Genomic DNA, 25026 nt, shown 5'->3' on the forward strand with positions numbered 1-25026 from the left:
TTTAGGATATACATTATAAGTATTATTTAAAATGTTCATCAATAATTTTGACCCAGTCGCTTTTCAAATTATGTCATTTGAAATCAGATGGTATTCTTTAGCTTACATTTTGGGGATTGTGATTGGTTGGATCTTATGCAAAAAAATATTTATCAAAAATTCAGATATCAGTGAAAAATTTGATGATTATATTACTTATCTTATCATTGGAATAATTTTAGGTGGAAGGATAGGTTACATCGTATTTTACAATTTTTCATATTACTTAGACAATTTTTTAGATATTTTTAAAATTTGGCAAGGTGGGATGTCATTTCATGGTGGATTGTTAGGTATAATTGTTTCAAGTTATATTTTTGCAAAAAAAAATAATCAAAATCCATTTTTTTATTTAGACCAAGTATCAATAGTTGCTCCAGTTGGAATTTTCTTTGGCAGGCTGGCTAATTTTATAAATTCAGAACTTTACGGAACAACTTCCAATGTGCCTTGGTCAATAATTTTTATTAAAGTAGATAATTTATCCAGACACCCCTCACAACTATATGAAGCAATTTTAGAAGGCTTAATTTTGTTTATAATATTAATTTATTTTACAAATAAAAACTATTTAAACAAACCTGGTTTAATTTCAGGATTATTTTTAATTTTTTATTCTATATTTAGATTCTTTGTTGAGTTTTTTAGAGTTCCAGATGAACAAATAGGTTATTTAATTTTGAGTTTAACTATGGGCCAAATAATTAGTTTAGTATTTGCTTCAATTGGAATAACTATTTTTTACCTCAAAAATGAAATTAAATAATAAAGATATACCGTTAGATCAATTTATAGAATTCGCACTTTACGATAAAGTTGATGGATACTATATGAAAAAAGATCCTTTTGGAAAAGAAGGAGATTTTATTACTGCCCCAAATATTACAAGAGTTTTTTCAGAAATAATAGCAATCTGGATAGTTACCTTTTGGAAAAGTCTAGGATCACCAAAAAAATTTAATCTATTAGAATTTGGAGCTGGAAATGGTGAAATGATGAAGGTTATAATTGAAACATTAAAAAATTTTCCAGAATGTTTTCTTAACTGTAATTTTCAAATTCATGAAAAAAGTGAACTATTGAAAAAAAAACAACAATTAAGTTTGAAGTCTGAAAAAATAATTTGGATAGAAGATATAAATACTAATAATTCCTACCCAACTATTTTTTTAGCTAATGAATTTTTTGATGCACTTCCTATTAAGCAGTTTTTTAAAAAAAAAGAAGTTTGGGTTGAAAGATTTGTTAATTTCAAAGAAGAAGGTAAAGCTGAATTTAAAGAACAGCCTGCTGATGTTAAAAAAATTGAGCAAAATTTAAATTTTGCTATTTCAAAAGAACAAGAAATTATTGAATACTCGCCAAGTTCATTTGAATATTTAAAAAATATTTGTAACTTAATAAAAAAAAATGATGGTGGAATATTAATAATTGATTATGGGTATTTAGATATTAAAATGCGTGAAACTTTACAGGCTATCAAAAATCATAAATACTCAAATATTTTAGAAAATATTGGGGAAACTGACATAACATACAATATTAACTTCGATTTATTTAAAAAATTTACCAATCAATTCGATGAATTAAGTTCTATAATTAGCAACCATAAGAAATTTTTGACAAGTATGGGGATAGTTCAAAGGGCTGAGATTATAAGTGAAAATCTAACCTTTTCTGAAAAATCAGATTTATTTTATAGAATAAGAAGACTTATTGATGAAAAACAAATGGGTGAACTATTTAAAGTAATGTTAATAAAAAAGAAAAAAAATAAATTCAAAACAGGTTTTGAAATTGATTAGATCAAAAAGATTAGCAAAAATAAAAGACCTTAAACATTGCTTTTTTAATAGTGTTGGTGGTCACTCTAAAAATATTTACAAAAGTTTAAACTGTGGTCCAGGCTCAAAAGATAATAAGAAAAATATCAAAAAAAACTTACAAATAGTTAGAAAAAAAATTAGTAAAAAAGCACAAAATATTTTTTTAGCTCATCAGATTCATAGCAATAATTTCATTTTCATTGATAAGGCATATGACAATAAAGAGAAACCTAAGGTTGATGCTATAATTACTAATAAAAAAAATTTTCCTATAGGCGTTCTAACTGCTGATTGTGCTCCAATACTAATTTATGAAGACAAAATGAAGATGATAGCTGCAATTCACGCTGGGTGGAAAGGAGCGTTTAAAGGCATTATTGCTAAAGTAATCAAGTTCATGATCAAAAAAGGTTGTAAATTAGAAAATATTACAGCTGCTATAGGTCCATCTATTTCTCAAAAAAATTATGAAGTTAAACAAGATTTTAAAAGAAAGTTTATTAAAAAAGATAAAAAAAATTATATATTTTTTAAGAATAAAAAAAATAGATTATACTTTGATTTAACTAAGTATATATATGCTTCGCTTAAAACCATTAAGATTAAAAATATAGATATTTTAAAAATTGATACTTTTGATAAAACAAATAAATTTTTTAGTGCAAGAAGAGCTTTAAAATTAAATCACGATGATTATGGTAGAAATATATCAATAATTATGCTTAACTAGGTTTTTTAATGAAATTATTATCCGGTAACAGCAATAAGCCTCTTAGCAAAAATATTGCAAAATATTTAAAATCTAAATTAGTAAATTCTAGCATCAGAAATTTTTCTGATGGAGAAATTTATGTTGAGATTAATGAAAATATAAGAGGAAACAGTATTTTTATTATTCAGTCAATTTCATCGCCTGCTAATGATAATCTAATGGAGCTTTTACTTTGCATAGATGCATTAAAAAGATCATCTGCAAAAAATATTACAGCTGTCATTCCATACTTTGGATATGCAAGACAAGATAGAAAAGTTGTTCCAAGAACTTCTATTTCAGCAAAACTTGTATCAAATCTAATTACTAAAGCTGGCGCAGATAGAGTGGTAACAGTTGATTTACATGCTGGTCAAATTCAAGGTTTTTTTGACATTCCTGTTGATAACTTATTTGCAACTCCAATTTTTGCAAGACACGCAAAGAAAAAAATAAAAAATAAAAATATTATTTGTGTTGCACCAGATGTAGGTGGAACTGAAAGAGCTAGAGCTTTAGGAAAACTATTAAATGTAGGACTTGCAATTGTTGATAAGAGAAGACCAAAGCCAGGTCAATCACAAGTAATGAATGTGATAGGAGATGTTAAAGGAAAAACTTGTGTAATCGTTGATGATATTATTGACTCAGGTGGAACAATAGTAAACGCTGCAAAAGCACTTAAAGATAGAGGTGCGAAAGAAGTTTATGTTTACATCACACATGGAGTTTTAAGTGGTGAGGCTGTAAAAAAAATTAAAAATTCTGTAATCAAAAATCTTGTTATTACTGATACAATTGACAACAATGATAAAATTAAGGGTGCTAAAAACATTGAGGTACTGCCAATTTCTGGCTTAATGGGAGAAGCAATTAAAAGAATATCTAACTCAACATCTGTCTCAGATTTATTTAAATAATTACCTTGAGTTATTAAAGAACTTGGGCTAAAAACCCATGATTTTATGATTTCATTAGATGCAAACATTAGAAACACAAAAACTAAGGGTGAACTTAGTGTGCTAAGAAATAATGGTAGTGTACCAGCTGTAATTTATGGTGGTGAAGCACAAAATGAAACAGTTTCAATTTCAAAAAAATTATTAAAGTCTCTGATCGATAAAGAAAATTTCCTGTCCAATGTAGTTACTTTAAATGTCGATGGAAAACCTCAAAACGTTCTTCCAAGAGAAATTAAATATCACATCATTTCAGATGAACCTATTCATGTAGACTTTTTAAGAGTGGTTCCAGGTGTAAAAATAAGAATTGAAGTGCCTGTTCAATTTATTAACCATGAAAAATCTCCAGGCTTGAAGAGAGGTGGAGTTTTGAACATCGTTAGAAGAAAAGTAGAATTAAGATGTCCAAGTGAAAAAATTCCTGAAAACTTAGTAATTGATCTTGATGGCGTTGAGATTGGTGAAAGTTTCAAAATATCATCTATTAATTTAGAAACAGATGTAACTCCAACAATTAAAGGAAGAGACTTTGTTATAGCAACATTGGCCGCACCTACTGTAATGAAGGAACCTGAAAAACCAGCTGAAGCAGAAGCTGCAGAAGGAGAAGCTGGAGCAGAAGCAGCAGCAGAAGGTGATAAACCAGCAGCTGAAGGTGAAAAAAAAGAGGGTGACGATAAAAAAGCAGCTGAAGAAAATAAATAAACTGTCAAAGTTAAATTTTACTATCCATTAAAAAAATATGCTTTTATTCGTAGGCTTAGGTAATCCAACACCAGATAGTGAAAATAATCGACATAATGTTGGATTTAAAATTATCGATGCTATTAATAAAAAATTTGGATTATCAAAACAAAAACCCAAATTTAAAGGGCTACTCACAACTGGAAATGTTGGTGATCAAAAAGTCTATGCAATCAAACCTCTAACATTTATGAATAATTCTGGAATTTGTATAAGAGAGCTTATTGAGTACTTTAAAATAGATGCAGAAGATGTAATTGTTTTTCATGATGATTTAGATGTTGAATTTGGGAAGATTAAAGCAAAATTTGGTGGATCAAGTGCAGGACATAATGGGATTGCATCTATTGATAAATTTATAGGTAAAGATTACTCAAGAGTGAGAATTGGAATAGGTAAGCCAAAAGAAAACATAGAAGTTGGTGATTTTGTTCTTCAAAATTTTGAAGAGGAAGAGTTAGCTGGTATTGAAAAAATCTCAAACCATATCAACGAGTCGATTAGTATATTAGTTGAAAAAAAATTAGATCTATTTTCTAGTACAGTAAATAATAACAAATAATGAGCTTTAAATGTGGAATTGTTGGTTTGCCCAATGTTGGTAAATCTACCCTGTTCAATGCATTAACAAACTCAAGTAAGGCGCAAGCAGCCAATTTTCCTTTTTGCACGATTGACCCAAATGTTGGGGTTGTTCCAGTTCCAGATGAAAGATTAAACAACCTATCTAAAGTTTCAAAATCAAAAAAAATCATAAATACCACAATTTCATTTGTAGACATTGCTGGACTAGTAAAAGGCGCATCAAAAGGTGAAGGTTTAGGTAATAAGTTTTTATCACATATTAGAGAAGTGGATGCAATTATTCATATGATTAGATGTTTTGACTCTGATGATATTCAAAATGTTAACCCAACAATAGATCCCATCAGAGATTTAGAAATTATTGAGACCGAAATGATGTTGGCTGATTTAGAATCAATTCAAAAAAGATTAGAAAAAAGTAATAAAAAAAACGTTGATGAGGAACAATTAAAGATATTAGAAGTAGCGCTAGATTGTATTAATAATGACAAGGATATTTCTATTCTAAAATCTCAATTTGAGAGCAAACAACTTAATCAGAGTGGTTTATTGTCAATAAAACCTAAAATATTTGTATGTAATGTAGACGAGCAAAGTGTTCAAGAGGGTAATCAATATACAAAAGATTTTATAGAAAAATTTGGTGAAGAAAATACTTTGATTGTTTCAGCTGATATAGAAAATCAAATCAATGAACTAGAGTCTTCAGAGAGAAAAAACTATATGGATATGATTGGCTTGGAAGAAACTGGATTAAGCATGTTAATTCAAAAAGGTTATAAAATTTTAGAATTAGATACCTATTTTACTTCTGGTCCAGAAGAAACAAGAGCATGGACAATCCAAAAAAATTGTACAGCTCCTAAGGCAGCTGGTGAAATTCATACTGACTTTGAAAAAGGTTTTATAAGAGCAGAAACAGTTTCTTATGAAGATTTTGTAGCAAACGATGGATGGGTAAATTCAAAGACTAATGGAAAAATGAGACTAGAAGGTAAGGATTATATAGTTAAAGACGGTGATGTATTAAACTTCAGATTCAACACGTGACCATATTTTTTTCATACTGAAATAAACTAAGATAGTTAAAATAATCAAATAAATAATCGCTTTAAAACCCATTTGGTGCCTAGATTCTAAATGTGGCTCTGCTGCCCACATTAAAAATGTTGTCACATCTTTTGACATTTGTTCAACTGTTGCTTTTGTTCCATCACCATATTCAACTATATCTTCTGAAAGTGGAGCAGACATTCTAATTTTATTTCCATACATATATTTGTTGTAATGAACACCTTCATCTAAAGTCATTCCAGCTGGTGCATCTTCGTAACCTTGAAGCAAAGAATAAATATAATCTACTCCACCACCTCTAGCTTTAACAAGAACTGACATGTCGGGTGGATATGCTCCACCATTTGCTGCTTGGGCTGCTTTGACATTTTCGTATGGCATTACAAATTTATCAGATAATTTCGCTGGTCTTTCAAACATTTCACCATCTGCATTTGGTCCATCTATTACTTCAAATGATGCTGCTATAGCTTTGACTTCAGCTTCTGAAAATTCTGGTCCACCCTTTTCTCCTAAGTTTCTATAGCTTAGATATTTCATTGAGTGACAAGACGCACATACTTCCGTGTAAACTTGATAACCTCTTTGAAGTGAACCTCTATCAAATTTACCAAAAAGTCCCTTGAAACTCCAATCAGTTTTTAAGTAATCAACTTTTTCAGCTGATTGTGATTGGGTAAATGCAAAAAAAAATAAGACTAGAATTGAAAATAATTTAATAAAATTCTTCACTTTATTTATCTATACTTTGTTTATTTTTAGCCATTGCTAAATTTGGAGAGCCTCCAAGAACAGGCTCCGTTATACTTAATGGAATAGGTAATGTTTTTTCTTTAAATCCTAAAACTGGTAAAATTACTAAAAAATGAAGAAAATAATACGCTGTAGCTACTCTTGCAATCAACAGATAAAGCCCTTCAGCTGGCATAGCTCCCATATATCCTAAAATCAGAACATCAACCACAAGTATCCAGTAGAACTGTTTGTATAGAGGTCTAAATACTGCAGATCTAATTTTTGAAGTATCTAACCATGGTAGTACAGCTAAAATTAAAATAGCTGAGAGCATTGCTACAACTCCAAGCAACTTGTCAGGCACAGATCTTAAAATTGCATAAAAAGGTAAAAGATACCATTCGGGAACAATGTGAGCTGGGGTTACCATTGGATTAGCTTCAATATAATTATCAGCATGACCTAAAATATTTGGTGAATAAAAAACAAAAAAGGCAAAAACAATCATAAACATCAGTAATGCAAATCCATCTTTAATAACAATGTATGGATGGAACGGCACTGTATCCTTTGAAGGTTTCTTTATATCAATTCCAACTGGGTTGTTATTTCCAGGAACGTGAAGAGCCCAAATATGCAAAACTACTAATCCCAAAATTAAAAAAGGAATTAAATAATGGAGTGTAAAAAATCTAGTTAAAGTAGGATTGTCTACAGAATAACCGCCCCATAACCAAGTAACAATTCCCTCACCCACTAATGGAATTGCGCTAAATAAATTTGTAATAACTGTTGCTCCCCAGAAACTCATTTGGCCCCATGGTAATACGTAGCCCATAAATGCAGCAGCCATCATTAACAAATAAATGATTATTCCAATTATCCAAATAATTTCTCTTGGAGATTTATATGATCCATAAAATAAAGATCTGAATATATGAATGTAGACTGCCAGAAAAAACATCGATGCACCATTTGCATGAATGTATCTTATTAACCAACCATAATTTACATCCCTCATGATATGCTCAACACTTTCAAAAGCCATATCAGCATGAGCTATGTAGTGCATAGCAAGTGTTAAACCAGTTACAATCTGAGTTATTAAACAAAAAGTTAAAATTCCTCCAAATGTCCACCAGTAGTTTAAATTTTTTGGTGTAGGATAATCTGTTAAGTGATTTGCTAAAGTTAAAAGTGGAAGTCTATCATTGAACCATTTTCCAACTTTTGATGTGGGTGTATATTCGTGATCACTCATAATATTAATTATCCAATTTTAATTGTTTTTGCATTAACAAATTCATATTTTGGAACTTCCATGTTCAAAGGTGCGGGACCTTTTCTAATTCTACCTGATGTATCATAATGCGAACCATGGCATGGGCAAAACCAACCATCGTAATCACCTTTATCATTTAATGGTACGCAGCCTAAATGGGTACAAACACCGAGCATCACTAACCATTCGGGATCTTTAGCTCTATCCTCATCTTTTTCTGGATGTTTTAGATCTTCCATTTTGACTGATTTTGCTTCTGAAATTTCTTCATTAGTTCTTCTTCTGATAAAAACTGGTTTTCCTCTCCAAAGCACAGTTATAGTATTTCCAGGTTTAACTGAACTTACATCAACTTCTGTACTGGCTAATGCTTTCACTGATGCATCGGGATTCATTTGATCTACTAATGGCCAAACTACCGCTCCAACACCAACAGCTCCAACTGCGTAAGATGCAGTGAATAGAAATTCTCTTCTTTTAGGCTTTTTATCTGACATTTTTTTAAATATTATTGTTAAAAAATTACTTAATATACGATTTCTTATAAGATAATAGTTTTTTTTCTACTGAAAGAATGACACATAATTATGAGCCAAAGACCTAATATTGCATTGTATGAACCAGATATCCCTCAAAATACAGCAGCAATAATTAGAACATGCGCTTGTTTAGGCGCTAAACTTGAAATTATTGAACCATGTGGTTTTCATCTCAGTGATAAACGTTTTAAAAGAGTAGTTATGGATTACATGGATTGGGATAAAATTGATTTATATCAAAGTTCAAAACATTTCTTTGAGGCAAAAAAGAATCAAAGAGTTATTTTAATGACAACAAAAGCATCGATATCTTACACAAAGTTTAATTTCAAAAAAGATGATACGATATTGTTTGGTCGAGAAAGTGCTGGTGTTCCTAAAAATATTCATCAATCTATAAATGATCGCTTGAAGATACCAATGAAAGAAAATGTTAGATCGCTTAATATTGCATCCTCGGTTGCAGTTGTTTTGGCAGAAAGTTTAAGACAAACAGGGTTAATATAAAATGGATAATGAAATAAAAAAAGACATCACTAGTAATTGGTTCAAGCTTTTGCAAAATGCTATTTGTGATGACATCGTTAAATTAGAGAAAAATAAAATTAAATTTAAATCAACGACATGGCAAAGAAATAAAAGTAAAGATGAAGGTGGTGGTGAATATAGGATTATTACAAATGGAAAAATTTTTGAAAAAGTAGGAGTAAATTTTTCAAAAGTTTATGGAAAATTTCCAAAAAAATTTCAAAAAAATATTCCTGGCGCTAGTAAAGATCCAAGATTTTGGGCTTCAGGAATTTCAATAGTAATGCATATGCAAAATCCTTACATTCCAGCAATGCATTTTAATACTAGATATATTTGCACAACTCAAAATTGGTTTGGTGGTGGGATGGATGTAACACCCTCAATAAAAGATAAAAAAGAAGAAAACAATTTTCATCTATCATTAAAAAAAATGTGTGATCGTCATAATAAAACATATTATAAAAAATATAAAGAATGGTGTGATAAATATTTCTTTCTACCGCATAGAAATGAGGCAAGAGGAATTGGTGGAATTTTTTTTGATTACAAGAAAGATAATTTTGAAAGCGACTTCAAATTTGTAAGGGATGTTGGGGTAACATTTCAAATGATATTCAATAATATTATTGAAAAAAAAATTAACAAAAAATGGACTTTAAAAGAGAAAGAGATGCAGTATATTAAAAGAGGAAGATACGCTGAATTTAATTTATTATATGATAGGGGAACTAAATTTGGCTTACAAACTGGTGGAAATGTAGAAGGTATATTAATGTCGTTGCCACCATTAGCTAAGTGGAAATAAAAAATGGATAAAGAACCAATTACATTAAATGGTTTGGAAAAACTAAAAGACGAATTAGTTTTTTTAAAAGAAAAAAAGAGACCTGAAATTGTAGCTGCAATTGCAGAAGCAAGATCGCATGGAGATCTTAAAGAAAATGCAGAATATCATGCTGCTAAAGAAGAACAGTCTCATAGCGAAGGACGAATAACAGAAATCAATGATATTATTGCAAGAGCTAATGTCATAGATGTTACAAAATTAAATAATGAGGGCAAAATAATCTTTGGTTCTACTGTATTCTTAGAAAACCTAGATAATGGCGAAAAAATTAGTTACAAAATTGTTGGAAAAGATGAAGCTGATTTAAAACAAAAACTAATTTTTTTTCAATCACCAATGGGCAAAGGTTTAATTGGGAAAAATAAAAATGATCTAGTCGAGATCACAACTCCTGCTGGAGTTAAAAATTTTGAAATAAAAGACGTTAAATATATTTAACTTTTAATAATTTTTTGGATTTGTTTTTCTGAAATTTGGAAACTATTTTGAACCCATGTTTCCTCTATCAACTTTAGTTTTTTACCCAACATTTTTCCCTCAGCAATATTATATTTAGTCATGAGTGTGCTTGCATCAATTGGAAGAGTTGGGATAACTTTATAATTATAAGTTTCTATTAATTTAATTAATTTTTTTTCAACTTTCGAGGATGTAAATAATTTATAATTGATAATATCAATTACTGTTTGCTTGCCATTATAATAAAAAATCTTATTAAAATTCTTTTCATTAAAAATTTTTATACTTACATTTTCTTTATAGAAAAAATCAATTGATTTTAATCTTTTTTGATCTTTTTTAGAGATATTAAATTTATAAAGAAAATAATCAGTATTATCTGATCCATCAACTATCAATAGTGATAATAAAAAAATAAAATCTACCTTTGATAGATTGTCAATTGCGTAAGAATTTAATTTCTTAAAATTTTCTAAATTTTTTAGTTGAGGAAAAATAATCTCTATAAGTTCTAAACTAATCTTATCATTAAATATTTTTAAAAATGCATTGGATTTTGTTAGTTTTTTAAATTCATCTAACAATCTCTCTGATGATAGTTTTGAAACACCACCAATATTTTTTTTTATTTTTTTAATTATATTAAGGTCATGGCTTTGATTTGAATAATTTATAAAAAAACGGATATATCTAAGAATACGTAAATAATCTTCTTTAATTCTATTTTCCGAGTCCCCTATAAAATTAATATTCCCACTCTCAAGATCTTTTTTACCATTGTAAGGGTCAAACAAATTACCATCTTTGTCTGAATATATTGAATTTATGGAAAAATCTCTTCTTGCCGCATCTTCCTTCCAGTTAGAGGAAAATTCTACTTTTGCATGCCTTCCGTCTGTTGATACATCTTTTCTTAATGAAGTAATTTCATACTTATAGTCATCAATTATAGCAGTAATAGTTCCATGTTGAATGCCAGTCTCGTAAAAATTAATATTTTGTCTCTTTAGAGCATCACAAACTTCACTGGGTACTAAATTTGTAGCTAAATCAATATCATCGACTGTTTCTTTTTTAATAACTTTTCTTACACACCCACCAACATATCTAACCTCACTACTCTTCGAATAAGTATTAAGTGCTTCAAATATTCTTTTAGCAGGTGTTTGGGTTGTTAAATTTTTAAGATTTTGACTTATGTAATCAAGATTACGAGATCTAAAAAAAATTTTATCTAAAAAGTTATCCATATATGGCTGGGGCGCTAGGATTCGAACCTAGGATGCCGGTACCAAAAACCAGTGCCTTACCACTTGGCTACGCCCCAATATTGTTTTCATATAACACAAAAAAATAAAATTTATATAGTTTTCGATGCATTACACCAATAATTTCTAAATTTTCTTTTAAATCTAACTTTTGCTAATTCACAATCTTGTTTTCTTTGATAATAAGCAACTATTACTGAACCAGACCCTGTCATTCTTACAAATAAAGGTTGGTTTAAATTTTCTAAATAAGATTTTAATATTTTTAGTTTTGGATACTTAGAGAATGCAACTTTTTCTAGGTCATTTTCATATTTCAATAAAGATTTTAAATTCATCATTTTTTTTTTAGAATTATTAAATATAGGTTTGCTAAATTTTTTTACTCCTGAATAAATTTTTTTTGTAGAACATCCAAAATTCGGACGAACAAGCAAAATATTAAAATTTGAAGTTTTTAGAAATTTTTTAATAGCACCATTTGATGATAAAATTGTACTCTTTGGATTAATACCCAAAATTACATCAGAGCCAATTAATTTTGTAATTTGTAAAATTTTTTTTTGGTTAATCTTAATAAAATTTTTTTTAATTAAAAAATTTAAAATTGTAGCAGCATTCATAGAACCCCCTCCAAGACCAGCTTCCTGTGGGATATTTTTTTTTATCTTAATTTGAAATTTTTTATTATTTAATATTTTTTTTTCCTCTAAAATTTTAAATAATTTATTAACTGTATTATCTTCTTTTATATTTTTGGAAAAATTACCATTAAAAGAAATCTTGTGTTTATCGCTATTAATTTTTTTTATAGAGATTATGTCATGTAACTCTATAAACTTAACAACACTCTCAATTTTATGAAGGCTGGTTAGCTTACCAGTAACATATAAAGCTAGATTGATCTTAGCAAATGATTTTACTTTATTAGTTTTCATTAAGAATTATTGAGACCTTCTGTAATTTTTATATTTATATTTTTTTTAATATCTTCATCTGCATCATCTAAACTTAAAACATAGTTCCAAAAATATCTTGCTTGAATATTTCTATTTAATTTCCATAAAATATCACCATAATGATCATTAACTGTTGGATCTTCTGGCATTAATTCAACAGCTTTTTTTATATATTTTTCTGCCTCAATATAATTTTCTATCAAATAATATGCCCACCCTATCGAGTCTGTAATATAAGGATCATTACTTCTTAAAGCATATGCTTTTTCTAACATTCTCATTGCTTCATCTATTTTATAGTCACGTTCTAACCACGAATAAGCCAAATAATTTAAAACATAAGCATCATCTGGATTAATTTGTAGTGAGTATTTTAAATCTCCATCAGCTCTTTGAAAATTACCTAATCGCTCATAACTTCCACCACGTCTATAAAGTAAATCAGATTTAATTTCTGAATTATCATCCAGAGATGAGATGATTTCAGTATAATACTCAATCGCTTTTTCATAATTTTTTGAATTTTTATAAAAATTTGCGATATCAAAAACCATCTTAACATTTGGGTTTTTAATTTTACTGAATTTTAAGCTTAAATAATTGATACCCTCATCATAACCTTTATCTTTAATAATTATTTGAGCTTCTTTTTTTACTCTAAACCAATAATAAAATTCATATTTCTTATCGAAATTTTTTAATATTTTTTTAGCCTTCTCGTATTCCTCATTTAGATAAAAGTTTTCAGCTACAAGTGTTGAATTTAAAATAAATTTTGGATTTAAGTAATTTGCAAGGTTTAAATAGAAATTAGATTTTTCAATATCATCTTGGGAGGAGTATAAGTTTGAAATCAAAAATAAAAACTCACTGATAATATCGTTATGATTATTGCATGAGAAGATTTTACTAAATTCTTTAAAATTATTATTTTCAATCCAACTTTTACTTTGAGACAAAAGAAGCGTAGAATTTATATATTCAAGCTGATTAGAAACTACCTTGGCCTCCTCAATTTGATCATTTTCGATTAAATAATTAATATAAAAAAATATGTATCTTGAATAATCTCCATCAGGATTATTTATTAAATTTAGAAAAGATGACCTAGTATTTTCCTTTTTCAGATAACATCTTTGAAATGCTTGATTTATTAATGATATATTGCCAAAATTTTTTTTGTTAAATAAAATTTTTTTGTTTTTAAAAGTGTAAAGATATTGTCTTAATGTTTCAAATATTACTAAATTAAATCTATTTTCATTTTGAAATTGTAAACTTAAATTCAAGTATTTCTCTGCTTGATTTAAATTATTTTTTTTTAAATTGTCTGCTATTAAAAGTAGATAAGCTTCAAAAAAATCTAAATTTTCATCATTACTATTATTTTTGATAACATTAATAGCTTGGGCAACTTTATTTTCTAATACTAAAGAAAAAGTATATCGTTTCAAATATGCATCATGCTTATTAAGAAGTACCTTGGATGCATTAAAAAATTTTAAAGCATCAGAATTATCTTTATTTTCAAATGCAATAATTCCTGAAAAATAATTTGATAAATCTCGTGAATTAAATTCATTAAAACTAGCACTTTTAGAATATAAAGGGGTCTGATAGAATAACCCAAAAACAACTATTATTTTTATTAGTTTGTTAAACATTAAATCATTGTATGATTAAAAAAGTGATAAATCAAAAAGGCAAATTAGACGAACAATTAATAGATACTATAGAACCAAATTTTATATTTAAAAATAAGCCGATAAATAGATTTAATATTATTGAAAATAATAATGATACTGATCAAACTAATAAAGCTGAACTTTTAGAAAAGTTAAAAAAACAAATTAATTCAATCGAAAATTGTAATTTAAAAGATAACTCACAAAATCTTATCCTTGGAGATGGAAACATAAATAGTTCAATTATGTTGATTGGAGAAGCGCCAGGAGATGAAGAAGATAAAGCCCACAAAACATTTAAGGGTGAGGTAGGAGAATTATTAAATAAAATGTTACTAGCAATAGAAATAAAAAGACAAAACATTTATTGCAGTTATGCAGTCAATTTTAGACCTCCAGAAGATCGAAAACCTACATCTCAAGAAATTAAAAGATACTCTGTTTTCTTAAAAGAACATATTTCAATTATCAATCCAAAAATTATTATTTTAATGGGGAGCTCAGCAATGGAGGCTGTAACAGGAATTAACAGTAAAATATCATCTGAAAGAGGAAAATGGAAAGAAGTAATATTAAGAAATAAAACCTATCCACTGATAATTTCATTTAGTCCGTCTTACCTAATTAGATTTCCAGAAAATAAAAAATATTCATGGGAAGACTTAAAAAAAATTAAGAATAAGATTACTGAAATGAAGATTGTTATTTAATTTAATATGATTGAATTGCATAAAAGATATTTTTCGTGGTGGGGAAAAACACTTAAAATTTCTAACTATAGCCTTCTATGGATTTCCTTTATAAAGGGAGTTTTGGTTGGACTTTTAATTTATCACCTCATAATAGTTTAAATGAAAATTGTAGCTGGTGTCGACGAGGTTGGAAGAGGAAGTTTAATTGGGCCCGTTTATGCAGCAGCAGTAATTTTAAATAAAAATATTAATAAAAAATTATTAAAAGACTCTAAAACTATTGCTAAAGATAAAAGAGAATTATTATCAAATTATATAAAAAAAAATTCTATTTGGTCAGTGGGCAAAGCATCTGTTATAGAGATAGACAAAATTAATATCTTACAGGCAAGTCTACTTGCAATGAAAAGAGCTATAAAAAAACTTAAAAAAAAACCTTCTCATATTTTAATTGATGGAAATAAACTTCCTGATTTAAAAAATTATAATTTAAAAGCAATAATTAAAGGTGATCAAAAAATAGCCTCAATATCAGCAGCATCAATTGTTGCTAAAGTTGCTAGAGATAAATTCATAACTACATTGGCTAAGAAAAACAAAGGATATGGCTGGGATCAAAATTTTGGATATGGAACGAAACAACATTTAAAAGCTATTAAAAAACTTGGTAGTAATAAGCATCATAGAAAAACATTCTCTCCGATATCTAAATTCAAGATATACAATATCTAGTTATCTATCTTTTAGTTAGCACAAATCGAATCTAATTAATTCAATCACAGGTTGACCCAAGAATCCTTTTGGAGTCTAATTATTTTATACAAATGAAAACTGATTTTAAAAATAAAATTATAAACGGAGATAGTCTTGAGGAATTGAAAAAAATTCCAAGTGAAACTTTTGATTTAGTTTTTGCAGACCCTCCATATAATTTACAGTTGAAAGGTGAGCTTACTAGACCAGATCGATCTAAAGTAAGTGCAGTAAATGATAAATGGGATCAATTTGAAAATTTCAAAAAATATGATGATTTTACGTACACATGGTTAGCTGAGTGCAAAAGAATATTAAAAAAAGATGGAGCCATCTGGGTCATAGGTAGTTATCACAACATTTTTAGAGTGGGAACTGCAATTCAAAATTTAGGATTTTGGATTTTAAATGACGTTATTTGGAATAAGAATAACCCAATGCCTAATTTTAGAGGAACACGATTTACCAATGCTCATGAAACTTTAATTTGGGCTTCAAAGAGTGAAAAGTCAAAATATACTTTTAACTATCAATCATTAAAATGTTTAAATGACGATCTGCAAATGAGATCAAATTGGAATTTACCAATCTGCAATGGCTCTGAAAGACTCAAAAAAAATGGTAAAAAAGTACATTCAACACAAAAACCAGAGTCTCTACTACACAGAGTTTTATTAGCGTCATCAAATAAAGATGACATGATTTTAGATCCATTTTTAGGTTCTGGGACTACAGCAACTGTAGCAAAAAAATTAGGTAGAAACTATTTTGGTATAGAGAAAGAAAAAAGTTATTTTAAAGCAGCAGATCAAAGGTTAAAAAATACAAAGCCAATAGAAGATGAGTTGCTTGATACGCTTAAGAATAATAGATCAAAACCACGAATTCCATTTGGCTCTTTAGTGGAACTTGGAATAATCAAACCAGGTACCAACATTTTTGATAATAAGAAAAAAATCTCTGCAAGAATTATGGCTGATGGTAGCATTAAGCATGAACAAACCGAAGGATCTATTCATAAAGTTGCAGCAACTATTCTAGGTGCTGAAAGTTGTAATGGTTGGACTTATTGGCATTGCGATATTAATGGACGAACACATCCTATTGACTACTTGAGACAAAGATTAATTGCTAAAAATTAATTTTTATAAATTTTACCCAAATAACTTGATAGAAAAAATTTATTTTTTGTTAAAAATTTTAAAATAATATTTCTAAAAAAGACAATTATTGGATTTGATAAATGAAAGGCGAAATGATTAAGCTTTGATCTATTATTTATCATTCTAACTTTTACAATTCTGTTATTGTAAAATTCATTCTTATTATTTGCAATATCATTAAATAATTCATAACCACCCTCAATAGATTGAGAGGCTCCTTGGGCAAATGAAGGTGGAAAGGCAAAAAAAGCATCTCCAATTAATGAGATATTGGTGCCTGGTTTAAGGTAGCCTTTGCTAATGAAAACTGGAAAGCATTTGATGTCATTAAGATTATCCAGAATATTTGCAGAAATTTTATTTTGTAATTTATCTTTAATACCTTGAATAAAACCCTCCTCTTTAAAAAGCCCATAATTATCAAGCTCATTTGCTGTTAATTTATATTTTAAAACTCCAATAAAATTTGAGACTTCATTATCGTTATTTATTGGATAAATCACATAATGAAAATTGCTTCCCATAAATAAAGAAATATTTTTTTCTTTTAAATTATTAAGGTTTTTTCTTGAAATACTGCCCCTAATAGCAATTGAATTATTATAGGTAGGTTTTATTTCATTATTAGAAATAAGAGACTTACCTTTGGAAAATACACCATCAGAAATAATTAAATGATCACAACTTTCTTTAATACTGTTATTAAAAGTTAAAATTATTTTATTATTATTTTTTTCAATATTTTCAATATTATGATCATACTTAATTGTATTGTCTTCCAATCTATCTTTTAAAAATTCGACTAATTTAGACCTTTTTAGAGTTGTGTACTTACAATTTTCAGAATTAAACTCTGAAATATTTAAGTCACATATTTTTTTTTCATGTTTAATTTCATAAAAATCAATTTTTTCAGGGTTAAATCTATCTTTGCTTTCTAAAGTATTAAATCCAATTGTATTAAGAAGTTTTATACTGTTTGTTGATAGCTGAATTCCATATCCCTCATCTAAATTGATTGATGTATTTTTTTCATAAATAGCTACTTGGTAATCAAGATTTTCTTTAAATAAGTTTGCAACAAATAGACCTGAAATACCTGCTCCTATTATTGCAATTTTTTTCATTTATGATTTTCCAAATAAGTAACAATTTTTTTTGTAAAAGTTGGCAAAGTATAGTTTTTTAATTTTTTAGGATCAATCCAATAGGAAAAAGGAATTGGTTTAATCATCTTATCATTTTTGATTTTAATATTCATGTTCATATTTGATAATTTGAAATTTAAATTTTGGTTAAAGTTTTTAGGTTTGGTTAATTCTTGCATTGGAAAAATATTGAAATTTTTTAAAAAATTGAAATTTCTATTTTTAACCAATAAATATTTATTATTTTTTTTATAAACTTTGAGTAAAAAGTATTTATCTTTGCTATTTTTTTTAATTTTATTTAAAATAAAATCTTGTTTAGCAATAGATTTGCAATTTTTTGAGATTGGACATTTTTCACAAAGAGGGTTGTTTGGTTTGCAGATTAGTGCACCTAATTCCATTAACGCCTGAGCATAATCACTAGATCTACTTGAGGTTCCTAAAACTTTTTTGCTTTTGATTAAATTATCTTTTTGTATTTGATTTTCTTTCTTTAAGTATAGATATCTTTTTAAAACTCTTTCCACATTTCCATCTAATGGAATAAAGGGTTTGTTGAATGCAATAGCCAATATTGCACTTGCAGTATAATCTCCAATACCAGGTAGTGATTTTAAATCTAAAAAATTATTAGGTAATTTTTTATTAAAATCTTTAATCACAACTTGAGCAGCTTTTTTAAATTTTTAACTCTTGAATAATAGCCAAGACCTTCCCAAAGCTTAATAAGTTTTCGATTTTCATAACTGGCTAAAGTTTCTAAATCTGGAATATTTTTAATGAACCGATTAAAATACGGTATCACTGTTACAACTTGAGTTTGCTGAAGCATAAATTCACTAACTAAGGTGTAATATTGCTTTTTTTTTGAAGTAGTTTTTTTTCTCCAAGGTAATAACCTTTTGTTAATATCATACCAATTTAGAATTTTATTTGTTATTGTCTGATCTTTCATATGCAATTTAAAAATAATACTAAGCGCGGAAATGTCACCATTCAAGGTTTAAGATCTTTTAAGGACACTTTACCTAAAAATGTAAAAAAAATCATTAATAAGAAGGGTCATATTTATTCTGAAACACTTGGCAACTGGAGATATATTGTTGGAGATGATCTATTTAAAGTTTGTTATCCAAAAACATTTAAGAATTCTAATAAATTTGGAGTTAGCACTCTCATGGTAATGGTTAAAAGGGGTCATGAGATTGATATGGAATACTCCAAAAAAGATATTTTAGATAAAATGAATAGTTTTTTTGGTTATTCAGTTGTAGAAAAACTCAAATTCATTAGCTTTGATGATGAACAGAAAATCTTTTCAAAAAAAGAGTTGCATCAGGAAAATGTGGCAATTAATAAATATCAAAATAAAATTAATGATGTTAAGAATGATAAAATTAAGAAATCTCTGATTGAACTAACCAAGGTATTTAAAGAAAAATGAAAAAAATTCTAATAATTATAACAATTTTTTTTAGTACTATTTCAACCATTAGCGCAAAGGAAATAAAAAGAATTGTAGTTGGAAGTAAAGATGCAAAGATTACAATTATAGCCTATGAATCTTTAACTTGTAGTCATTGTGCTAATTTTCATAAAGATGTGTACCCTGAGCTTAAAAAAGATTACCTTGATACAGGTTTAGCTAAAATCGAATTTAGACACTTTCCTTTAGATATAGCAGCTTTCAATGCTTCAAAAGTTTCACAATGTAATAACGGTGGTGATTCGAAAATTTTAAATAGTTTTTATGCAAACCAACAAAAATGGGTCAAAGGTAGCTCAGTACAAGAAGCAAATGAAAATCTTAAAAAATTTTTAATTAGCGAGGGTTATAACGTTGATTTTGAAAAGTGTATAAATGACAAAGAAATCGAGGATTTTGTTTTAAATGATCGAATAGATGCAGTTAAAAAATACAAAATAAGTTCTACTCCTACGATAATAATCAACGATGAAAAGTTCGAAAAAACTCTAAATTACAAAAATTTAAAAAAAGCACTAGAAAAACTGATATAAGTTAGTGCATGGAGTTTAAAAAAATCCAGTTAAATGGATTTAAATCATTTGCTGATAAAACAAATTTTTTAATTGAAAAAGGTCTCACAGGAATAGTTGGTCCTAATGGCTGTGGTAAATCAAACATTGTAGAGTCGTTAAGGTGGGTAATGGGAGAAACCTCAGCAAAAAGCATGCGTGGATCAGGAATGGAAGATGTAATTTTTTCTGGTACATCCAATAAAGCATCTAAAAATATTGCAGAAGTATCTATCGATTTAGATAATAAAGATAACGAAGGTCCAGTTCAATATCGTGAACTTGATCAAATTAATGTTAGAAGAAAAATTGAAAAAGATAAAGGCTCTAAATTTTATATTAACGATAAAGAGGTAAGAGCAAGAGATGCTCAGATGTTTTTTGCAGATTTATCGACTGGTGCACATTCTCCTTCAATGATTAGTCAAGGACGTATTGGTGCATTAGTAACTGCAAAGCCGACAGATAGAAGAGCTATTTTAGAGGAAGCTGCTGGAATTTCAGGATTACATGTTAGAAGGCATGAGGCAGAACTAAGATTGGGAGCTGCAGAAAATAATCTTAAAAGAGCTGATGAACTTAGAAGACAACAAGAAAAACAACTAGCTAATCTTCACAAACAAGCTGAGGAAGCGTCAAAATACAAATTAATTTCTGAAGAAATTAAAAAAATTGAAGCAGGACTCTATTATTTAAAATTAATTGAAATAGATAAAGAAATTAGAATTGAAATCGAAATCAATAATGAGGCAGAAGGAGAAGTAGAGGGCTTTAATAATAAAATATCTGAGTTAGAAAATTTAATTAAATCTGCAACAGATAAAGTTTCACCCCTTAGAGAAAAAAATATAGAAAATTTGTCAAGGATTCAAAGATTAAACCTTGAACTTCAAAGTTTAGATGAAGAAAATACCAGAACACAAGATGAAATTGAAACTATTAAAAAATCGTTACAGACTTTAGATGAGGATATCTCAAGGGAAAGAGGAATTATAATTGATGCCAATTCTAATGAAAAAAGACTTAAAGAAGAAAAAACTGATCTAATAGAGGTTGACTCTAAATATTTTGAAACTGAAAAATTGTCTAATGAAGAATTAGAAGATGCCAAAAATAAACTAAAAGACGAGCAAAAAGCAGTTGATGAAGTAGTAAATAATATAGCTGAAGGGTCAATAAACATCAGTGTTGGCCCAATTAAAAATGTTAAAAACTCTATTAACAGAGTTAAAGAGTTAATTGATAGTAACGAAATCAATCAAGCAGTTACCTTATTAGATAGATGTAATATGGAACTTGATAATTTCTTAAATGATTTGAAAAATGAAAAATCAAGAGAGGCATTATTAAGTGTAAATGAAAAATCACAAAATATAAAACAACTTCAGGAAAAGTATGCTGATGCATACAGTAAAAATCAATCAATTAAAAATGAGTCTATAAAACGTAATGAGAGAATAAAAACTATAGAAACAGAAGTTGAAAGTTGGAAAAATTTATTAGCTAATTCAGAAAAAATGGTTGGTGAATTGACTGATAGAAAAAATAAATTAACAGATCAATTAAAAGAATTAGATAATCAACCTAAAGCTCAAGCTGAAAGAAAAGGTCAAATTACTGAAAATTTAAGAATATCAGATAAAGAAAAAATTGATAACGACGCTGTTATTGAAGAAACTGATAAACAGATAGAAAGCTTAAGATCTCAATTAAATGAAATTCAAGAACAATCAATTCAAATTAGAGAAAGAAAAGCAAGTTCTGGAGCAACTGTTGAAGGTCTACAAAAGAGGAAAAGTGATTTACTAGATAGAATAAATTCAGAGCTTAGTTTAACTGAAGTAAATATTTTAGAAAATTCAAACCTCAATGGTATGGAAGACCTTCCTAACCCAGTAGATCAAGAAGATTCTTTGGATAAAAAGAAACAAGAAAGAGAAAGATTAGGATCAGTTAACTTAAAAGCTGATGAAGAAACTAGCAAGTATGAAGAAGAAATAAAAAAAATGGAACAAGATCGTTCAGATTTAGTTACTGCAATAATCAAACTAAAAGAAAGTATTAATGAACTTAATCAAAAAGGTAGAGAAAGATTAATAGAAGCTTTTGAAAAAGTTAATAGAAAATTTAATGAAGTTTATACTAAACTTTTTAATGGAGGAAATGCTAAACTAGAATTAGTTGATTCCGATGATCCTCTTGAGGCTGGACTTGAAATGTTAGTCAGTCCACCAGGTAAAAGACTTCAATCAATAACTTTATTATCAGGAGGTGAACAAGCTTTGACCGCTCTTTCTTTAATCTTTGCTGTTTTTTTAACCAACCCTTCACCAATTTGTGTATTGGATGAAGTTGATGCACCACTTGATGATGCAAATGTAACTCGATTTTGTAGCCTTCTTGGGGAGTTAATAAAGATCACTAATACAAAATTCATTATTGTAACTCACCACGCTTTAACAATGTCTAAAATGAATAGACTCTACGGGGTTACAATGCCTGAAAAAGGCATAAGCCAACTCGTTGCTGTTGATTTACAAAAAGCAGAGAGTATGGTTGCCTAAACTATATAAATGCCAAAAGATCCGTTCAAAACTCGCTTAGAGATTGCAAAAAGTAAAGTTTCGAAGAAAAATCTCTATAATAAAAAGGATAATCCATCATCTATTGGAACGGCCTTCAAATTAAGCACAGAATTAGTATCAGCTGTGGCTGTAGGGACAATTATTGGGTTTATTTTTGACAAGACCTTTGGTACTAAACCCTGGTTTATATTAATATTTTTTTTTGTAGGTGTGGTTGCTGGAATTACCAACGTGATTAGATCTGCAAAAAATATGCAAAAATAAATAAAATTTATGGCATCAAATCCAATGACTCAATTCAATGTGCACAGAATTGGGCCAGAAATTAAAATAGGCACATTTGACATTTCATTTACAAATGCAAGTTTGTTTATGATTATTAGTTCAGTTGCAATTCTATTAATTTTTAATCTTGGATCAAAAAAAAATTCATTGATACCAAATAAAATCCAACTGCTAGCGGAACTTAGTTACACATTTGTTTCAAAAATGATTAGTGATACAGCTGGCCTTAAAGCAAAACCGTATTTTGCTTTTATATTTTCACTTTTTATGTTTGTGCTCTTTTGCAACATGTTTGGAATGATACCGTATACTTTCACTGTTACCAGTCATATCATTGTAACATTTGTTTTAGCTGCATTTATTTTTATAGGAGTAACCATTATTGGATTTATGAAACATGGTTTTGGATATTTAAAACTATTTGTGCCTAGTGGGGTTCCTGCAGTGCTACTTCCACTGATTGTAGTTATAGAAATAATTTCTTACTTGAGTAGACCAATAAGTTTATCAGTTAGATTGTTTGCTAACATGATGGCAGGTCATACAATGATGAAAGTTTTCGGAGGCTTTGTGATAAGTCTTGGAATAGTTGGTGGATGGCTTCCACTGAGTTTTTCGGTTGCATTAACAGGTTTGGAGATCTTAGTTGCTTTTCTTCAAGCGTATGTTTTTGCAATTTTAACCTGCATCTATTTAAATGATGCATTAAATTTACACCATTAATTAACATAGGAGGATATAATGGAATTAGAAGCAGCAAAAATGATCGGAGCAGGTCTAGCAGCAATAGCTTTAGCTGGTGCCGGTGTTGGTATCGGAATAATTTTTGGAAATTATTTATCAGGTGCAATGAGAAATCCATCTGCAGCACAAAAACAATTTCCTAACTTGCTTTTAGGTTTTGCACTTGCAGAAGCAACAGGATTATTTGGATTAGTAGTTGCATTAATCATTCTATTTGCGTTTTAAATTTAATGATTAAAAAAATATATTTTCAGTCAATATTTTTTAGCTTCCTTTTTTCATTGGAAGCTTTTGCAGCTGAAAGCGGAGGTATGCCTCAATTAAATCCAGAATTTTGGATTTCACAAATCTTTTGGTTAACTCTAACTTTTGGAATTTTGTATATAGTTTTATCAAAATTAATACTTCCAAAAATTAGTGGCAACCTAGAGTCTAGAAAATCACAAATTTTAGAAAATATTGAGGCTGCAGAGAAACAAAGACAAAATAGTGAAGAAAAGGTTAAAGAATATGAAGAAATTGTTTCAAGAAGTAAGATGGAAGCAAAAAATATTTTTAATCAAGCAAGAGAAAAAGCATTAAAAGATATTAGTGCTAAAAAAGACGTTCTGGATAAGCAAATTGATGATGAAATTGGCAAGGCAGAACAAGAAATAATAGAACTACAAAAAAGTGCACCTGATAAAATTAATAAGATAGCAATTGAGACTTCATCAGAATTGATCCAAAAACTTATTGGTGCTGAGGTGAATAACAGTAGTATTTCAGCAATTGTAGATGATTTATCAAGAAGAAGTGGAGATAAATATTATGGCAATTGATGCAACTTTTTGGGTAGCAGTTTCATTTATAATTTTTTTTGGAGCTTTAATTTATCTTAAAATTCCTCAGAAAGTCACCGAAATGTTAGATAAAATGATTTCTGATATCAAAAATGAAATTGATGAAAGTGAAAAACTGAGAACTGAAGCAAAAACATTGCTAGATAATGCACAGAATAAATTAGATACAGCACAAACTGTAAGTAATGAAATTTTAGATGAGGCAAAAAAAGATTCAGACAAATTAATAATTGAGCTAAATGATAAATTTCATAAATCATCTGAAATTAAAAAGAATTTAGCTGAAAATAAAATAAGCCAAATGAAAGAAGCAGCAATTAAAGAAATTAAAGATGCGTCAATTAAAATTGCGGTAGACTCAGTTAAAAAAATTATCACAACTTCTGTTGATAAATCTAAACTTGACGCGGTATTTCAAAAAAACTTAGATGAAACTAAGGAAGAGTTAAAAAAGATTAACTCATAATATTCTTACAATTATTTTAAAA

General features: G+C 28.3%; 30 protein-coding genes and 1 tRNA gene. 21 read left to right on the forward strand and 10 right to left on the reverse strand.

Going from position 1 to position 25026, the window contains the following annotated elements; all coding sequences use genetic code 11:
- The first annotated feature begins 31 nt into the window (after positions 1-31).
- The 7 genes from lgt to ychF are packed head-to-tail and all read left to right on the forward strand — an operon-like array spanning position 32 to position 5957.
- A complete protein-coding gene (gene lgt / locus ACIJYC_RS05890; protein WP_435165531.1) occupies positions 32-805 on the forward strand; it encodes a prolipoprotein diacylglyceryl transferase in 774 nt (257 codons plus the stop codon).
- On the forward strand, positions 792-1844 hold the full coding sequence (locus tag ACIJYC_RS05895; protein ID WP_435165534.1) for an SAM-dependent methyltransferase: 1053 nt from the start codon (positions 792-794) through the stop codon (positions 1842-1844). Before lgt ends, ACIJYC_RS05895 begins: the two co-directional genes overlap by 14 nt.
- Positions 1837-2595: a peptidoglycan editing factor PgeF gene (pgeF, locus tag ACIJYC_RS05900; protein ID WP_435165537.1), complete on the forward strand. Its 759-nt coding sequence runs from the start codon at positions 1837-1839 to the stop codon at positions 2593-2595. The genes ACIJYC_RS05895 and pgeF overlap by 8 nt, the downstream gene beginning before the upstream one ends.
- Positions 2596-2603: 8 nt before the next feature.
- Positions 2604-3536 (forward strand): ribose-phosphate pyrophosphokinase, encoded by a 933-nt coding sequence (locus ACIJYC_RS05905; protein ID WP_435165540.1) that lies wholly within the window; start codon positions 2604-2606, stop codon positions 3534-3536.
- Positions 3537-3581: 45 nt separating this feature from the next.
- Complete coding sequence (locus ACIJYC_RS05910; protein ID WP_435116033.1) at positions 3582-4283, forward strand: 50S ribosomal protein L25/general stress protein Ctc; 702 nt, start codon at positions 3582-3584, stop codon at positions 4281-4283.
- A gap of 37 nt (positions 4284-4320) precedes the next feature.
- Positions 4321-4884, forward strand: a complete 564-nt coding sequence (gene pth, locus ACIJYC_RS05915; RefSeq protein ID WP_435165542.1) for an aminoacyl-tRNA hydrolase — start codon at positions 4321-4323, stop codon at positions 4882-4884.
- Positions 4884-5957, forward strand: coding sequence for a redox-regulated ATPase YchF (gene ychF / locus ACIJYC_RS05920; protein WP_435165545.1), 1074 nt, complete (start codon positions 4884-4886; stop codon positions 5955-5957). Before pth ends, ychF begins: the two co-directional genes overlap by 1 nt.
- Here the strand turns inward: ychF and ACIJYC_RS05925 are convergent.
- From ACIJYC_RS05925 to petA, 3 genes are read right to left on the reverse strand one after another with little or no spacing between them, the layout of a single operon-like run.
- The gene (locus tag ACIJYC_RS05925) at positions 5934-6686 is read right to left on the reverse strand and encodes a cytochrome c1 (protein ID WP_435168108.1); all 753 of its coding nucleotides are present in this window, start codon (positions 6684-6686) and stop codon (positions 5934-5936) included. The two genes, ychF and ACIJYC_RS05925, sit on opposite strands and share 24 nt — an antisense overlap.
- A gap of 28 nt (positions 6687-6714) precedes the next feature.
- Positions 6715-7977 (reverse strand): cytochrome b, encoded by a 1263-nt coding sequence (locus tag ACIJYC_RS05930; RefSeq protein WP_435165548.1) that lies wholly within the window; start codon positions 7975-7977, stop codon positions 6715-6717.
- Between the two features lie 8 nt (positions 7978-7985).
- Entirely contained in the window at positions 7986-8495 is a 510-nt protein-coding gene (petA, locus tag ACIJYC_RS05935) for a ubiquinol-cytochrome c reductase iron-sulfur subunit (protein WP_435165551.1), read from the reverse strand.
- Positions 8496-8585: 90 nt separating this feature from the next.
- Here petA and ACIJYC_RS05940 point away from each other — a divergent pair, with 90 nt between their 5' ends.
- The 3 genes from ACIJYC_RS05940 to greA are packed head-to-tail and all read left to right on the forward strand — an operon-like array spanning position 8586 to position 10353.
- Positions 8586-9044, forward strand: a complete 459-nt coding sequence (locus ACIJYC_RS05940; protein WP_435165554.1) for a tRNA (cytidine(34)-2'-O)-methyltransferase — start codon at positions 8586-8588, stop codon at positions 9042-9044.
- 1 nt (position 9045) lies between these two features.
- Complete coding sequence (gene hemF, locus ACIJYC_RS05945; protein WP_435165557.1) at positions 9046-9873, forward strand: oxygen-dependent coproporphyrinogen oxidase; 828 nt, start codon at positions 9046-9048, stop codon at positions 9871-9873.
- 3 nt (positions 9874-9876) lie between these two features.
- Positions 9877-10353 (forward strand): transcription elongation factor GreA, encoded by a 477-nt coding sequence (gene greA, locus ACIJYC_RS05950; RefSeq protein WP_435165559.1) that lies wholly within the window; start codon positions 9877-9879, stop codon positions 10351-10353.
- Here greA and ACIJYC_RS05955 read toward each other — a convergent pair.
- From ACIJYC_RS05955 to ACIJYC_RS05970, 4 genes are all read right to left on the reverse strand, one after another.
- Entirely contained in the window at positions 10350-11624 is a 1275-nt protein-coding gene (locus ACIJYC_RS05955; RefSeq protein WP_435165562.1) for a CCA tRNA nucleotidyltransferase, read from the reverse strand. The two genes, greA and ACIJYC_RS05955, sit on opposite strands and share 4 nt — an antisense overlap.
- 3 nt (positions 11625-11627) lie before the next feature.
- Positions 11628-11701, reverse strand: a tRNA-Gln gene (locus ACIJYC_RS05960).
- Between the two features lie 33 nt (positions 11702-11734).
- Positions 11735-12580: a 4-(cytidine 5'-diphospho)-2-C-methyl-D-erythritol kinase gene (locus ACIJYC_RS05965; protein ID WP_435165565.1), complete on the reverse strand. Its 846-nt coding sequence runs from the start codon at positions 12578-12580 to the stop codon at positions 11735-11737.
- Entirely contained in the window at positions 12580-14265 is a 1686-nt protein-coding gene (locus ACIJYC_RS05970; protein ID WP_435165568.1) for a tetratricopeptide repeat protein, read from the reverse strand. The genes ACIJYC_RS05965 and ACIJYC_RS05970 overlap by 1 nt, the downstream gene beginning before the upstream one ends.
- An 11-nt stretch (positions 14266-14276) precedes the next feature.
- Here ACIJYC_RS05970 and ACIJYC_RS05975 point away from each other — a divergent pair, with 11 nt between their 5' ends.
- The 3 genes from ACIJYC_RS05975 to ACIJYC_RS05985 all read left to right on the forward strand — a co-directional run bounded on the left by ACIJYC_RS05975 (position 14277) and on the right by ACIJYC_RS05985 (position 16873).
- Complete coding sequence (locus ACIJYC_RS05975; protein WP_435165571.1) at positions 14277-14996, forward strand: uracil-DNA glycosylase; 720 nt, start codon at positions 14277-14279, stop codon at positions 14994-14996.
- 141 nt (positions 14997-15137) lie between these two features.
- Complete coding sequence (locus ACIJYC_RS05980) at positions 15138-15710, forward strand: ribonuclease HII (RefSeq protein ID WP_435165574.1); 573 nt, start codon at positions 15138-15140, stop codon at positions 15708-15710.
- A gap of 68 nt (positions 15711-15778) precedes the next feature.
- Positions 15779-16873 (forward strand): site-specific DNA-methyltransferase, encoded by a 1095-nt coding sequence (locus tag ACIJYC_RS05985; RefSeq protein ID WP_435165576.1) that lies wholly within the window; start codon positions 15779-15781, stop codon positions 16871-16873.
- Here ACIJYC_RS05985 and ACIJYC_RS05990 read toward each other — a convergent pair.
- The 3 genes from ACIJYC_RS05990 to ACIJYC_RS06000 are packed head-to-tail and all read right to left on the reverse strand — an operon-like array spanning position 16870 to position 19000.
- Entirely contained in the window at positions 16870-18021 is a 1152-nt protein-coding gene (locus ACIJYC_RS05990) for a salicylate 1-monooxygenase (protein WP_435165578.1), read from the reverse strand. The two genes, ACIJYC_RS05985 and ACIJYC_RS05990, sit on opposite strands and share 4 nt — an antisense overlap.
- Entirely contained in the window at positions 18018-18707 is a 690-nt protein-coding gene (locus ACIJYC_RS05995; RefSeq protein WP_435165581.1) for a hypothetical protein, read from the reverse strand. Before ACIJYC_RS05995 ends, ACIJYC_RS05990 begins: the two co-directional genes overlap by 4 nt.
- Positions 18704-19000, reverse strand: a complete 297-nt coding sequence (locus ACIJYC_RS06000) for a hypothetical protein (protein ID WP_435165583.1) — start codon at positions 18998-19000, stop codon at positions 18704-18706. The genes ACIJYC_RS05995 and ACIJYC_RS06000 overlap by 4 nt, the downstream gene beginning before the upstream one ends.
- Between ACIJYC_RS06000 and ACIJYC_RS06005 the strand changes: the two genes are divergently transcribed.
- Genes ACIJYC_RS06005 through ACIJYC_RS06040 form a run of 8 tightly spaced genes read left to right on the forward strand, consistent with a single transcriptional unit; the run spans position 19001 to position 25004 of the window.
- Positions 19001-19489: a DUF721 domain-containing protein gene (locus ACIJYC_RS06005; protein WP_435165586.1), complete on the forward strand. Its 489-nt coding sequence runs from the start codon at positions 19001-19003 to the stop codon at positions 19487-19489. It abuts the gene before it with no gap.
- On the forward strand, positions 19486-20064 hold the full coding sequence (locus tag ACIJYC_RS06010) for a thioredoxin domain-containing protein (RefSeq protein WP_435165589.1): 579 nt from the start codon (positions 19486-19488) through the stop codon (positions 20062-20064). The genes ACIJYC_RS06005 and ACIJYC_RS06010 overlap by 4 nt, the downstream gene beginning before the upstream one ends.
- An 8-nt stretch (positions 20065-20072) precedes the next feature.
- The gene (locus ACIJYC_RS06015; protein WP_435165592.1) at positions 20073-22646 is read left to right on the forward strand and encodes a chromosome segregation SMC family protein; all 2574 of its coding nucleotides are present in this window, start codon (positions 20073-20075) and stop codon (positions 22644-22646) included.
- Positions 22647-22655: 9 nt separating this feature from the next.
- Positions 22656-22931 carry an AtpZ/AtpI family protein gene (locus tag ACIJYC_RS06020; protein ID WP_435165595.1) on the forward strand — a complete coding sequence of 92 codons (276 nt, stop codon included), beginning with the start codon at positions 22656-22658 and terminating at the stop codon, positions 22929-22931.
- 9 nt (positions 22932-22940) lie between these two features.
- A complete protein-coding gene (locus tag ACIJYC_RS06025) occupies positions 22941-23675 on the forward strand; it encodes a F0F1 ATP synthase subunit A (RefSeq protein ID WP_435116074.1) in 735 nt (244 codons plus the stop codon).
- Positions 23676-23693: 18 nt separating this feature from the next.
- Positions 23694-23921, forward strand: coding sequence for a F0F1 ATP synthase subunit C (locus ACIJYC_RS06030; RefSeq protein WP_006997791.1), 228 nt, complete (start codon positions 23694-23696; stop codon positions 23919-23921).
- Between the two features lie 5 nt (positions 23922-23926).
- On the forward strand, positions 23927-24517 hold the full coding sequence (locus ACIJYC_RS06035) for a F0F1 ATP synthase subunit B family protein (RefSeq protein ID WP_435165598.1): 591 nt from the start codon (positions 23927-23929) through the stop codon (positions 24515-24517).
- Complete coding sequence (locus tag ACIJYC_RS06040) at positions 24474-25004, forward strand: F0F1 ATP synthase subunit B family protein (protein ID WP_435165601.1); 531 nt, start codon at positions 24474-24476, stop codon at positions 25002-25004. The genes ACIJYC_RS06035 and ACIJYC_RS06040 overlap by 44 nt, the downstream gene beginning before the upstream one ends.
- Positions 25005-25026 lie beyond the last annotated feature (22 nt).

It is taken from the genome of Candidatus Pelagibacter bacterium nBUS_28, from assembly GCF_051200915.1.
Lineage (GTDB): Bacteria > Pseudomonadota > Alphaproteobacteria > Pelagibacterales > Pelagibacteraceae > Pelagibacter.